This window comes from Bullifex porci (assembly GCF_009695635.1).
Taxonomy (GTDB): Bacteria; Spirochaetota; Spirochaetia; order Sphaerochaetales; family Sphaerochaetaceae; genus Bullifex; species Bullifex porci.
In genome coordinates this window covers 14,652-27,339 of sequence record NZ_VUNN01000027.1, presented here as the reverse complement: position 1 = coordinate 27,339, position 12,688 = coordinate 14,652, and the positions used below count along the sequence as shown (strand labels likewise).

Sequence of the window (12,688 nt, the reverse complement as noted above, 5' to 3'; positions counted from 1 at the left end):
AACTTGTTCATGGTAAATGAATTTGGCGATTACATTTTACCATGTTTGCCCGGGTTTTCTAGCTCCGGGCTTTATTTTTGCATAAAAATAGGGCTGCTAAAGAACTTTTGAGTTTTTTAACAGCCCCTTCTTACAACTGTGATGCAATCACGAACCTTTACTGTAAAAGTATCTGGAGCTTGAGAAATCTTAAAGTCCTCATGCCTTTTACACCCTTTACATGGAAGACCTAGAGCATCATGACGATAGCAGGTTCGAGAGATAAAGTATGGTGGCTCATAGTTTGTAATTGTTGGTTTAAAAGGCCAAGTGTGAGAATAATTATTTCTTTCAAACCAAAGATACCCACCAATTAAATTAGGTATTTCATTATTTAATAATTCAAGTGCAAATCTATTTGGTAGATATAGGTAAATATCTGCAAAGTAATCATATTCTGGGTGTGCTTTAGCAAAGCTTACTTGAGATATATTGTTTATTCCTATTGTTACATGTTCGTAAGGCGCTATTTTATCAACTACCTTAGCCCATAGAGCTTTTTCATCAAATGTAATTGGTGGAAGAGTAATATAAGCTCTACCATCTAATTTCTTTACCTCTATAGACCATGGTAAATCGCTATCTAATAGATATCTATTTGGAAGTGTAAAGCCTTCCTTAATGATTTGAGGCTCCTCAATTTTTACACTCTCTATTTTCTCACTATCAAGAAGCTCATAGAAGTTTCTTCTAAACTCCTTTAAAAATGATGGAACAATAAATGGATAATCGAGTCCTGAATTATTGATAACCTCAATTCTTTTAAGAGTGTATTTAGATGTACCAGATTCTGAAAAAGCTTTTTCAAAGATAGCATTAATATCTTTTTTATTCTTAGCTTCTTCTAAGGCAATATCCTTTTTAAGAGAGATATTATTGTAAGTTGCAGTAATAGCTGTTTTATCAAGTACGACTCTAATATCAATTGGCTTTCTATATAGAGGAAGGTTAGTATTTGGAGTTTTTTCTCTTTTTGTTGAATCAGAGATTTTATAAATACTATAGCCCTGAAGACGCATATCTGTATCGATATATAGGGTAGTGAAGGCGCTATCCTTTTTTACAATTGATGCTGAAAACTTCTCTGCTACTAAAAGTCCATTTTGATCACTTTTTAGATATTGTAAACCATCATGGTTTTCGATATTTTCTTCAGCTTCAATAACTCTTTGCTTTCCTTTTTCACTAATTACTTTTCCCACATATAGTCCAAGGTGCCCTGGATAATTAACCGATACAAGAGATTCTCTATCAGGCTTATACGATAGATATGCATCACTACTTTTTCTTTGGAAGGTAGTTTTAACATTATCCTCTTCTTCTTTTGTGGAATATCCCTTATCAAGGATTGAACGATAGTACTCAGTTACAGCTGCTACATACTCAGGAGACTTTAATCTTCCTTCAACCTTAGCACTATCGATACCCATGTTATTTAGCTCAATTAATCTTTCTCCTGCAGCCATATCCTGCATGCTGAAAAAATAACCCTTCTTCCCACTTTGCTTATCACTAAACCAAGAACGGCAAATTTGTGCGCACTCTCCACCATTAGCAGAGCGATTACACTTGAGTGCAGATGCAGAGCATAGACCTGAAAAGCCATAGCAAAGAGCTCCATGTATGAATACTTTAAGTTCGACATCAGGACACTCTTTTCTAATTTTTTCAATTTCCTTAATGGTTAATTCTCTTGAGAGAACTACACGCTCAAAGCCTAAATCTTGAAGTACCTTTACTCCATCACTTGTGTGGACAGCTAGCTGAGTGGAGCCATGTAATGGAAGATTTGGATAGTATTTTCTTATTATGCTAGCAACACCTAAATCCTGAATTATCATTCCATCTGTTCCATAGAATGAAATTTCATCTAGCATTTTACATACTCTATCTATCGACTCATCATCGATTAATGTGTTTAGAGTTATATATGTTTTTTTACCATTCTCTAGAGAATATCTTCTAATTTTAGATAAATCCTCAAATGAAAAGTTTACTGCACCTTTTCTTGCAGAAAATTCTTTAAGACCAAAATAAACAGCATCAGCACCGTGGTTAAATGCTGTAAGGGCAGACTCTAAGCTACCAGCAGGAAGTGCTAATTCAATCATATGAGCGATGATAACAAAATAAGTACTTAAAATAAAGTGAAGCTACTATTTAGTCGCTACTAATTCCTCTGGAGTAGAAGCTATATTTGGGCGATATTCCTTTATAAGCTTTAAGGCCTGCTTTGCATCCTTTTCTCTATCTATTGTAATATTATGACTTTGGTCGTTTTCGCAGCTGATATGTAGCACAAATACTGGAATTTGACCTGCACAGCATCCTTTAATTGAAAGTGTACTTTTTCTTACCCATGCACCATTTATTACATCTAGTGGGATATATTTTGTTCCTGCAAAGAGAGCAGGGAAGTATATAGCATTTTTTCCAATTCTAAACGATCCAAATTTAGTAGCTGTTTTATAATCTGGAGTTAAGTCCTCCTTAGACTCTTTTCCATACAATATTTTAAATTCCATCTTATTACCTCTTTTTATATTATAGCACTGAAGATTTAAAAAAGGTGCCCTGAAGCTTGGACACCTAAAAAATATTAAAGAGAATTTGCCATCTTTATGCATTCCTCTTGGCTATTAATCATCTTAGAGAGCGCTCTAATCTTTTCATATCTACCGGAGGAGGTTAACCTACGAGCCTTTACGTTATCACTTTCGATTAAAGCTAAAAGTGATAATATTCTCTTTTTAACACTACTGTCTAAAACTGGTGTTGCAATTTCTATTCGCTTCTCAAGATTTCTAGTCATTAAATCTGCAGAAGCAATATATACTCTTTCCTCACCTTCCTTACCAAAGCTATATATTCTTGAGTGTTCTAAGAAGCGTCCTACAATACTGATAATAGAAATATTTTCACTTTCATTTTCTACACCAGGAAGTAGACAGCAAATTCCTCTAACTACTAAGGATACCTTTACGCCTGCTTTACTTGCTTCAACAAGCTTCTCGATACTCTCTAAATCTGTTAAGGAGTTTATCTTTGCTCTAATTACACCCTCACTGCCTTTTGCGATTTCCTTATCCATCTCGGCTAAGAGACCTCTTTTTAAGCTATGAGGTGCTACTAATAGGCGTGAGTACTCATGGTTAATATCCAATACAGCAATGCTTCTGAAGAAGGCAGCTCCATCAGCACCTATTTCATCATTTGCTGTAATGATATTAAGGTCTGTATATTGCTTAGCTGTACCTTCATTATAGTTACCTGTTCCGATGTGGGTAATGTAGCTAACCTTATCACCCTCATCTAAGGTTATAGAAATAATCTTTGAATGTACCTTTAAATCCTCAACTCCATAGAAAACAGTACAGCCTGCCTCCTGAAGTAATTCAGCATTATCAAGATTATTTTCTTCATCAAAGCGGGCACAAAGCTCCATGACAGCAACTACCTCTTTACCATTTTCACGGGCTCGTAGGAGTGCTGAGATAATCTTAGAATTATGGGCTAAGCGATAGATAGTAATTTTTATAGATGAAACTCTATCATCATCGGCAGCTTGATTTAAAAGCTTAATTAACACATCCATACTTTGATATGGATATGCAACAAAGATATCTCTTCGCTTAACTTCACTAATTAAATCTGTAGACTTTGATAGAATTTGTGGGAACACTGGTCTATGAGCATTGAACCTTAAATCTGTTATGTTTTCATATGTGAAATAATCAGCTAAGGAGAACATAAACTTATAGTCGAAGTGGTCAGGTACTACATAGACACTACATTTCTTAGTCTCAAGATGCTGCTTTAAAAATGTTAATAGCTCACTTGGAAGCTCACTGTTAGTTTCTAGACGGATAATATCGCCTCTAGTTCTTCCCTCTACCTTGGTTTGAATTAGGCGAGAAAAGTCGTAATCAAACTCATCATCGGCGTCCTTTGAGAATGCATCGAAGTCAGCATTTCTAGTAATTCTAACTAATGCCTTTTGCTTAATAGTAAAGCCAGGGAAAACCTTATCTGCAAAGAGTGAAAGAAGCTCTTCACTTGTAATTAAGTGAACCTTCTTTCCACCTGCTAATTTAAATAGGCGAGGAGTTAGAGCGTGTAGCTTTGCGATAGCAAACATCGATCTACCCTTTCTCTCTAGACGAACTATTAAATAGGTTTTTAAATTCTCAAGCTTAAACATTGGATGCTTTGCATCTAATACTACTGGAGAAACACGAGGTAGGATACTTGATAGGAAAATTTCCTCTGCATTTGCTCTTTGCTTCTCATTAAGCTCACTTGGCTTTATTAGATTTAAGCCCTTGCTATAAAGCTCATTTCTTAAAAAATGGAAGGTCTCACTGCTAGCCTTATATAGAGCTGGTAGGATTTCATTTATAGCAGCAATTTGCTCTTTAGCTGTAAGCTGTGTTTTATTATCCACCTCATGAGGAGCGTCCTTTGCCTCATTTGAGAGAGAACCTAGACGAACTTGAATAAATTCATCTAGGTTTGAAGTAAAAATAGATAAGAACTTACATCTCTCCAATAAAGGATTTGTAAGATCCATTGCTTGATCGAGAACTCTCTTATTAAATTGAAGCCAAGAGTATTCTCTATTAATATATATTCCTTTGATGCACTCCTTACATGCGTCACTCATATATTTAACCCTCTATTTCTATTCCTTTTTGTTCCCGCTTACCTAGAACGATACTCTTTAAAATCCCTTCCTTGACACCCAAATCAGAGATAACAATATTGTTTATATTAAATCGTTTCAAGAGCTCCTTTGCTAGTAATACAGCAGGTACAACCTGCTTCATTAGCTCAGGTGCTTTCTTAAGTATAAGCATTGAACGCTCTTCTGATTTAATAAGGTATTTTGCAAGTTTTTTTAGCTTTTTATATTGGATTATCATCTCTCCATGGTTGTACTCAAGCTTATAATACTCTGAGTAAAGCTGATAAATAGCCCAAGCATAAACACCTGCTAATACTGCATTCTCAAAGAAGCCCTCCTCAGGAAGATTTGCTTCATCTAAAGCCTCCTTAATTGCAGCCTTTATGCTTTTTGCCTCTGCCTGTGTTGGAATAACCTCACTTACATAATCCTGGCTTATAGTAAGAGGTCCTAATGGAACGTTAGAGATATAATCTGAGAAGCTATAGATTTTTGTTGTTGTAGACCCGAAATCTATTAGAGCACTATGAGGGAGAATATGATATCTCTCATTAGCAAATAGTCGAGCCTCTGCTTCTGTGGCCATATCGAGCTTAGCTATCTCAAGTCCTGTCTTTTTTGTAACCATATCAAGGATACTATCTATACCCTTGATATTTGAAAGATTGGCAGATGCAATAGCATATAGCTTACTAACACCATTTTCCTTACAGGTAATAATAAAGCTATCGGTAATATCTAATATCTCTAATATTTCTATCTCTGTTAGCTCTCTATCCTGATAGATAGAGCTTGCGAAGGAAAGGGGAGTGCGTGTATGGAGTATACTCTCCATAACACTTCCCTCTGTCTTTGCAATTAAAAGAGATACCGATGAGGATGAGTAATCAATTAAAGCAACCTTTTTCATTAAATACCTTTGAATTTCTTTCCATCTCCAAATGAAATACCGATTGATTTACCAATCTTAATCATTTGGTTATCTTCATCTACATATTTTGTCTTACCAGCTACATCTGCAAGGCGGTTATATGTAATTTGGTTATTAATTATGGCAACTGTTTTTCCGAAGTTTCCTTCCTGAACAAGCTTTCCAGCAAAGGAACCAAGCTCTGTACTTAAAAGTCTATCATATGGAGAAGGGCTACCACCTCTCTGGATATGGCCTGGTACAACTGTTCTAGTTTCTACACCAGCATTCTCTTGAATATATTTTGCTAATCTGTTGGTTGCTGTTGCTTCACCATTTCTATATTCAAGACGCTCAGCCTTCTTCATATTAGCTTCCTTCTTACTCATTGCACCCTCTGCAATTGCAATGATTGTGAAGGCCTTACCACTCTCATAACGCTTTGTAACCATGTTACAAACCTCATCTGGGTCATATGGAATTTCTGGGATAAGAATAATATCTGCACCACCAGCGATACCTGAATAAAGTGTAAGCCAACCAACCTTATTACCCATGATTTCAACAAGCATTGTGCGTCCATGGCTAGCTGCAGTAGTATGAATTCTATCGATACACTCTGTGTCTATCTCAAGAGCTGTATGGAAGCCAAAGGTTACATCTGTGCCCCAAATATCATTGTCGATAGTCTTTGGAAGTCCAATAACATTACATCCTGCATCAGAGAGAAGAGAAGCAGTTTTATGTGTTCCAGCTCCACCGAGAGTAACTACTAGATCAAGCTTATTTTTCTTATAGTTCTTTACCATTTGGTCAAGTCTTGACTCACCATTTTGGTCCTCTACCTTCATCTGCTTGAAAGGCTGTCTGCTAGTTCCTAGAATAGTTCCACCGATATTTAAAATACCAGAAAAATCAGATTCCTTAAGCTTATTAAACTCTCCATTGATCAAGCCTCTATAGCCATCCTGGATACCAATAATTTCTGCATCTGGGATTTGGTTATAAATATATTTTGCAAAACCTCTAATAACTGCATTGAGTCCAGGACAATCTCCGCCTGCTGTTAGAATACCTATTTTCATATTTTCTTCTCCTTTAAAGGTAGTTTAACAAAAAAAATATAGCTTTGATAATAAAAATAGGTATATAGAAAGTAAAAAACCGAGGAGATTATTCCTCGGTTTTAGCTTTATTTAAAGGTAACATTAAATGTAGTTGAGAAAACTGTGTTGCTATCATCTGTTATCCTTACATTTATTGGGATCGTTTTTCCTGCTGCTCCAGCTGCGGCAACTAGCTTTATCCCACCAAATTCAACTGACGCTCCACTTCGTACAACTCTACTGTATGCAGTATTATCAATTAAGGTAATATTAGGGTCATCTGTATAAAGCTCATACTTTACTCCACTAATATTCTCACTTCCACTATTTTTTATCGTGACAGTAAGTGGTATTTGTGTTTGAGTTGGTAGCGCTGTTGTTGAATAGGCTCCAGTTGATAGAGTTTGTATATCAAGTGCCTTCCAAAGTGCACTGAAGGAGGCTCCGCTTCCTTTTACTGTCCAGCTATCTTCTGTTGGTGAGATGTATAATCCAGAGTTACTATCGTACCACCCTTCAAAAATCATTCCATCGTTTTCTAAGGCTGGGACTGTAATTTCATCACCGCTTTCAGCTGTGATAAAGGTATCTAGTCCACTTACATCATCCTTAAAGGTTACTCCATTTGTAAAGATTGCATATAGTGTTTGATCTGTATTTGGCATAGCAATTGTTTCACCAGGCTTATATGTAACCTTATCCTTAGTAATTCCCCAGCCTGCTAGCTGACCATTTAAAAGAGTGTTAATTCCTAAATCAGAGGAGGTTGGGAGAGTTATCTCTGTTCCAGGTTTTGTTGAGATAGCTGACGAGTACTCTCTTACTATACCTCTACTAGAATTAGAGAAGCTAAAGGTAAGCTTTGGCTCATAATATTGGCTGTTATCATAAAGCCACTTGGTAGCTGTGCTGTCATCACTATTAATTGCAGCTGCTAGGAATTTATCATTTAAATCCTTTGTAATTTTGTATGAATTAAGATTTCTTAAATCAGTAAGAGAAGAGTAATAGAGCTCACTATTATTCTTGCTTACAGCCTTCTCGATTGATGAGATAGCAGAGCTTCTTTCTTTATCTACTCTACTTTCTAATTCGGAATACTTCTTCATCGCAGTAGTAGTATCTCCGTTATCTACTGCTGTTTTAAAATCGTTGTAAAGCTTTTCTGCACTAGATGCTGCAGTAAGCATAGTTACACAAAGTGCAGAGACCATTACAAATGTTAATATTTTTTTCATGCTTCATGCTCCTTATAAAAACCAACTTATATAAGGAGCAAAAAATTGACAAATGTAGTTTGTGTGAAATTATATACAGCTGTTGAACCTTTACTAAATCAACACAAAGTGTATATAGAATAGACAAATTAGCCGAAGGTAGTTATTTCAATAGATGTAATTTGGCCTATAGTTTCAAGCTGCTTCATTACATCATTTATATTATCCTTCTTTGAGAAGATAATAGTTGCTGTTACATCCTGGCCTCCATCATTGAGTGTTAATCTCATGTTCCTTACATCAAGCTTTTTCTCTTTGAAGATTGCACTTACTTCACCAATAGAGAAGTTTGAGTTATCTATTCTTAATGCAATAGAGCCTGTGGTTTGAGTTGAGAACTTAAATCTTTTGTTGTGGAGTAAAAGCTGAACTAATAGAACAAGGAAGGTAAATACTATTCCTGAAATATACATTCCGGCTCCTATAGCTAGTCCTAAGCCTACAGTTGCCCATAGTCCTGCAGCTGTAGTTACACCAATAGTATTTTCCTTTCTTACGAATATTACTCCAGCACCCAAGAAACCGATTGCAGATACAACTGAGGCTGCAACACGTGATGGGTCTAATTTAATACCTTCATTAATTAATACTATATCGAAGAAGCCGTACTTTGATATTATCATCATTAAGGCTGCTGACATGGAGACTAAAATGTGAGTTCTAATACCCGCATTTTTCAATCTTTTTTCTCTTTCATATCCAATAATACTACCGCAAATGGCAGCTATTAATACTCTTATAATATATTCCCACTCAGGGGTTTGTATAATGTAACTATTCATAGTATTATTTTCCATTGATGATTTTTCAAAGAAAATAAGAAATTTTTACTATTTTTTGTTTTGTTTTAAGACTTTGCAAAAATAGAGGGAAAGTGTTTAATAGTGGGTGGAGTAGTAATTATGAAGAAAAGTATTATTACAGTAGTAGGAAAGGACTGCGTAGGTATTATTGCAAAGATTTGTACATATCTTGCTGAGAACGATGTAAATATCCTTGATATAAGCCAAACAATTGTTGATGGATATTTTAATATGATGATGATTGCTGATACTAATGGGTCAAAAAAGGAATTCTTAACAATTTCAAGTGAGCTTGAGGAGCTTGGTGAAAAAATAGGCTGCATTGTTAAACTGCAGAGAGAAGATATTTTTAACAGGATGCAGAGGATCTGATGATCAATATAAATGAAGTAATCGAAACCAATGCTATGATCGAAAAGGAGAATCTTGATGTAAGAACTATTACATTAGGAATCTCACTTCTAGATTGTATCAGTGATGATTTAAATACTCTTTGTGACAATATCTATAAAAAGATTACAACTGTTGCTAGAGATCTTGTTAAAACTGGAAAGGAAATCGAAAGAGAGTATGCAATTCCAATTGTTAATAAGAGAATAAGTGTTACTCCTATCGCTTTAGTGGGTGCTTCAGCATGTAAGACTATCGAGGATTATGTGCTTATAGCTAAGACTCTTGATAGAGCTGCTAAGGAGGTTGGTGTAAACTTCCTAGGAGGCTTTTCCGCACTTCCTGCAAAGGGTATGACTAAAAGTGAGGAGCTCTTAATTAGAGCTATTCCTCAGGCTCTTAAGGAGACTGAGCACATTTGCTCCTCAGTTAACCTTGGTTCAACAAAGACTGGTATCAATATGGATGCTGTTGCGCTAATGGGTAAAATCATTAAGGAGTGTGCATATCTTACTCGTGAAAATGATTCTATAGGATGTGCTAAGCTTGTAGTATTTTGCAATGCTCCAGATGATAACCCATTTATGGCTGGTGCCTTCCATGGAGTTACCGAGACAGATAATGTAGTAAATGTTGGTGTTAGTGGACCTGGTGTAATTAAGTATGCTCTTGAGGAAGTAAAAGATAGTGACTTTGAGACTCTTTGTGAAAAGATTAAAAAGACTGCTTTTAAAATTACACGTTTAGGTCAGCTCGTAGCTCAGGAGGCTAGCAGAAGACTTAATATACCGTTTGGTATTGTTGATTTATCTCTTGCTCCAACTCCTGCAGTAGGAGACTCTATTGCAGAGATTTTGGAATCTATGGGACTTGAGAGGGTAGGTGCACCTGGTACAACAGCTGCCTTAGCTTTATTAAATGATAGCGTTAAGAAGGGCGGTATAATGGCATCTAGCTATGTTGGTGGGCTTTCTGGTGCTTTTATCCCAGTTAGTGAGGACCAAGGAATGATTAATGCTGTTAAGGCGGGCTCCTTAAGCTTAGAGAAGCTAGAGGCTATGACATGTGTTTGTTCTGTTGGTCTTGATATGATTGCAATCCCTGGAGATACTAGCGAGTCAACAATTAGTGGAATAATTGCAGATGAGATGGCTATTGGTATGATCAACCAAAAAACTACAGCTGTTAGAGTTATTCCTGTTTATGGAAAGGGTGTTGGAGAGGAGGCTGTATTTGGTGGTCTTTTAGGCTTTGCTCCAATCATGAAGGTTAATAGCTTCTCTTGTGAAAATTTCATTAAGAGGGGAGGCCGAATTCCAGCTCCTGTTCATAGCTTTAAGAATTAGTTGCATTTTGTTGTATTTTATGCTCGCAGATAAAAATGCGAGCTTTTTTCTATTTATGCTATTAAATATGCTTTTGAAATAGGATAGAATGAGGCCCCGGGAGTATTTATGAAAAAAATTAATTCTACTGTAAAGTACGGCCCGGCTGATAAGCCACCACTAAAAGAGTGGGTGCCACTTTCAATCCAGCATGTATTTGCTATGTTTGGTTCTACAATTCTAGTACCAATTCTGGTTGGGCTTGAACCTACAACTGCACTTTTCACAGCAGGAACAGGTACACTTATCTATATCCTTTTAACAAAGGCTATGGTACCTGCATTTATCGGTTCATCGTTTGCATTTATCACACCTTTAATTGCGATTTCATCACAATATGGATGGCCTTATGCTATGGGTGGTGCCTTCTGTTCAGGCTTGATGTATGCTTTAATTGCGTTCATCATCTCTAAAGCAGGTTCCGAGTGGATACATAGAGCTCTTCCACCAGTTGTTATTGGCTCTGTAATCGTAGTTATCGGACTTAACCTTGCACCTACAGCGATGAATATGGCTATGTATGATAATAATAACTATAGCTTAGTATTTTTATCTATTGCGCTTGTTACTCTTGCTGCTACTGTAATATTTAATGTCTTCTTTACAGGCTTTTTGTCTGTAATCCCAATATTGATGGGCCTTGTAATTGGATACATTTTTACATTAATCATGGGCTTTATCTTCCCAGCTTACCATATCATTTCATTTGAGGGTGTAAAGAATGCTGCATGGTTTGGTTTCCCTAAATTTTCTCTTCCTAAGTTCTCAATTGTTCCAATTCTTACCTTCTTAATCGTATCCTTTGCAACAATTTGTGAGCACCTTGGTGATACTCTCGTTATCTCAAAGGTAGTAGGTGAGAATTTCTATGAGAATCCAGGATTAAAGAGAACTCTCCTTGGTGATGGTCTTGCAACAACATGGGCATCTCTTTGGGGTGGTCCACCAAATACAACCTATGGTGAAAATGTTGGTGTACTAGCTATCACAAATGTTTATAGTGTATGGGTAACTGGAGGAGCTGCAGTAATTGCTGTATTATTATCACTTTTCCCTAAATTTGGTGCATTAATTCAGACAATTCCAAATCCAGTACTTGGTGGTATTTCAATTCTTCTTTTTGGTGTAATTGCATCCTCTGGTCTTAGAACTCTTGTTGAGTCAGGTGTTGATTACCAAGATAAGAGAAACCTCACAATTAGCTCAATTATCCTAGTAATTGGTATTGGTGGTGGTATGCTTAAGTTTAATCTTGGCTCCTCACTTGAATTCTCACTTGGTGCTGTTGCGCTTTCAACCTTAGTTGGTATCATTCTTAATCTTATTATCCCAGCTAAAAGAAGATAAAAAGAGAAATAAGTTTTTAGGCTACTAAATGAAAAGCTCATTTGGTAGCTTATTTTTTTGCAAAAAAATAGAGACTATATCATCTATGACATAGTCTCTGTTAGGCTAATTATAGTCTTAAAGTACAAGAGATGGGGCAGAATAAACTCTAGCAGCAAGCTCTGAGTTAAGCATGTAAAGACTTCTAGCATCATCACCAAAGAGCTCCATCTTTGTGATTAAATCTGTAGAATTCTTCTCCTCTTCACCCTGTTCCTTAATAAACCAGTCAAGGAACTGAGTTGTGCGGAAGTCATTTACTTCCTGTGCAGCTGCATAGATATTGTTGATTAAAGAAGTAACATACTTCTCATGCTCTAAACCAGCCTTGAGTGGATCCATAATAGTTGTGAATACCTTATCTGGCTTTGCAATTGCATCGAGTGTTACAACAACATCGTTGTTATGTAAATACTGATACATAAGCATTGCATGATCCTGCTCCTCTTTTGCCTGAATCTCATACCAGTTAGCAAAGCCACTAAGGCCCTTTCTTGAGTAGAAGTTTGCCATATCTAGATACAGGTATGCGGAGTAAAATTCCTTGTTAATTTGGTCATTGAGAAGATTTGCAACCTTTTCGTTCATAATTGAATTCCTCCTAAACTAAAAGTTAGTAATAACTTACTGCATATACTACATCACTTTTTAATAAAGATATCAAGTAGAAAAATTCAAAAATAAAGCTACAAGATGACAGAGCATTTT

Annotated in this window: 11 protein-coding genes; 3 read left to right on the top strand and 8 right to left on the bottom strand. The window is 36.2% G+C overall.

What is annotated here, in order from left to right; all coding sequences use genetic code 11:
* Positions 1 to 116 precede the first annotated feature (116 nt).
* The 7 genes from FYJ80_RS10330 to FYJ80_RS10300 form a co-directional block, all read right to left on the bottom strand.
* A complete protein-coding gene (locus tag FYJ80_RS10330; RefSeq protein WP_154426637.1) occupies positions 117 to 2,150 on the bottom strand; it encodes a peptidase U32 family protein in 2,034 nt (677 codons plus the stop codon).
* Between the two features lie 45 nt (positions 2,151 to 2,195).
* The gene (locus FYJ80_RS10325; protein WP_154426635.1) at positions 2,196 to 2,564 is read right to left on the bottom strand and encodes a DUF6709 family protein; all 369 of its coding nucleotides are present in this window, start codon (positions 2,562 to 2,564) and stop codon (positions 2,196 to 2,198) included.
* A gap of 74 nt (positions 2,565 to 2,638) precedes the next feature.
* Complete coding sequence (ppk1, locus tag FYJ80_RS10320; protein WP_154426633.1) at positions 2,639 to 4,702, bottom strand: polyphosphate kinase 1; 2,064 nt, start codon at positions 4,700 to 4,702, stop codon at positions 2,639 to 2,641.
* A 4-nt stretch (positions 4,703 to 4,706) separates the two neighbouring features.
* A complete protein-coding gene (locus tag FYJ80_RS10315; RefSeq protein WP_154426631.1) occupies positions 4,707 to 5,633 on the bottom strand; it encodes a Ppx/GppA phosphatase family protein in 927 nt (308 codons plus the stop codon).
* A complete protein-coding gene (locus FYJ80_RS10310; protein WP_154426629.1) occupies positions 5,633 to 6,718 on the bottom strand; it encodes an ATP-dependent 6-phosphofructokinase in 1,086 nt (361 codons plus the stop codon). The genes FYJ80_RS10315 and FYJ80_RS10310 overlap by 1 nt, the downstream gene beginning before the upstream one ends.
* Before the next feature lie 107 nt (positions 6,719 to 6,825).
* Positions 6,826 to 7,977, bottom strand: coding sequence for an InlB B-repeat-containing protein (locus tag FYJ80_RS10305; protein ID WP_154426627.1), 1,152 nt, complete (start codon positions 7,975 to 7,977; stop codon positions 6,826 to 6,828).
* A gap of 128 nt (positions 7,978 to 8,105) precedes the next feature.
* Complete coding sequence (locus FYJ80_RS10300) at positions 8,106 to 8,798, bottom strand: MgtC/SapB family protein (RefSeq protein WP_154426625.1); 693 nt, start codon at positions 8,796 to 8,798, stop codon at positions 8,106 to 8,108.
* A 120-nt stretch (positions 8,799 to 8,918) separates the two neighbouring features.
* Between FYJ80_RS10300 and FYJ80_RS10295 the strand changes: the two genes are divergently transcribed.
* The 3 genes from FYJ80_RS10295 to FYJ80_RS10285 all read left to right on the top strand — a co-directional run bounded on the left by FYJ80_RS10295 (position 8,919) and on the right by FYJ80_RS10285 (position 11,941).
* Positions 8,919 to 9,191 (top strand): ACT domain-containing protein, encoded by a 273-nt coding sequence (locus FYJ80_RS10295; RefSeq protein WP_154426623.1) that lies wholly within the window; start codon positions 8,919 to 8,921, stop codon positions 9,189 to 9,191.
* Positions 9,188 to 10,555 (top strand): DUF711 family protein, encoded by a 1,368-nt coding sequence (locus tag FYJ80_RS10290; RefSeq protein ID WP_456236613.1) that lies wholly within the window; start codon positions 9,188 to 9,190, stop codon positions 10,553 to 10,555. The genes FYJ80_RS10295 and FYJ80_RS10290 overlap by 4 nt, the downstream gene beginning before the upstream one ends.
* A gap of 108 nt (positions 10,556 to 10,663) precedes the next feature.
* A complete protein-coding gene (locus FYJ80_RS10285) occupies positions 10,664 to 11,941 on the top strand; it encodes a uracil-xanthine permease family protein (RefSeq protein ID WP_154426619.1) in 1,278 nt (425 codons plus the stop codon).
* 117 nt (positions 11,942 to 12,058) lie between these two features.
* Here the strand turns inward: FYJ80_RS10285 and FYJ80_RS10280 are convergent, their stop codons facing one another.
* Positions 12,059 to 12,568 carry a ferritin gene (locus FYJ80_RS10280; protein ID WP_154426617.1) on the bottom strand — a complete coding sequence of 170 codons (510 nt, stop codon included), beginning with the start codon at positions 12,566 to 12,568 and terminating at the stop codon, positions 12,059 to 12,061.
* Positions 12,569 to 12,688: the final 120 nt, after the last annotated feature.

Bases quoted from the DNA above. Each gene is read 5' to 3' on its own strand.
- ppk1 (WP_154426633.1), bottom strand. From the start codon at position 4,702: ATGAGTGACGCATGTAAGGAGTGCATCAAAGGAATATATATTAATAGA.
- FYJ80_RS10330 (WP_154426637.1), bottom strand. From the start codon at position 2,150: ATGATTGAATTAGCACTTCCTGCTGGTAGCTTAGAGTCTGCCCTTACA.
- FYJ80_RS10295 (WP_154426623.1), top strand. From the start codon at position 8,919: ATGAAGAAAAGTATTATTACAGTAGTAGGAAAGGACTGCGTAGGTATT.
- FYJ80_RS10280 (WP_154426617.1), bottom strand. From the start codon at position 12,568: ATGAACGAAAAGGTTGCAAATCTTCTCAATGACCAAATTAACAAGGAA.
- FYJ80_RS10285 (WP_154426619.1), top strand. From the start codon at position 10,664: ATGAAAAAAATTAATTCTACTGTAAAGTACGGCCCGGCTGATAAGCCA.
- FYJ80_RS10305 (WP_154426627.1), bottom strand. From the start codon at position 7,977: ATGAAAAAAATATTAACATTTGTAATGGTCTCTGCACTTTGTGTAACT.
- FYJ80_RS10300 (WP_154426625.1), bottom strand. From the start codon at position 8,798: ATGAATAGTTACATTATACAAACCCCTGAGTGGGAATATATTATAAGA.
- FYJ80_RS10315 (WP_154426631.1), bottom strand. From the start codon at position 5,633: ATGAAAAAGGTTGCTTTAATTGATTACTCATCCTCATCGGTATCTCTT.
- FYJ80_RS10325 (WP_154426635.1), bottom strand. From the start codon at position 2,564: ATGGAATTTAAAATATTGTATGGAAAAGAGTCTAAGGAGGACTTAACT.
- FYJ80_RS10310 (WP_154426629.1), bottom strand. From the start codon at position 6,718: ATGAAAATAGGTATTCTAACAGCAGGCGGAGATTGTCCTGGACTCAAT.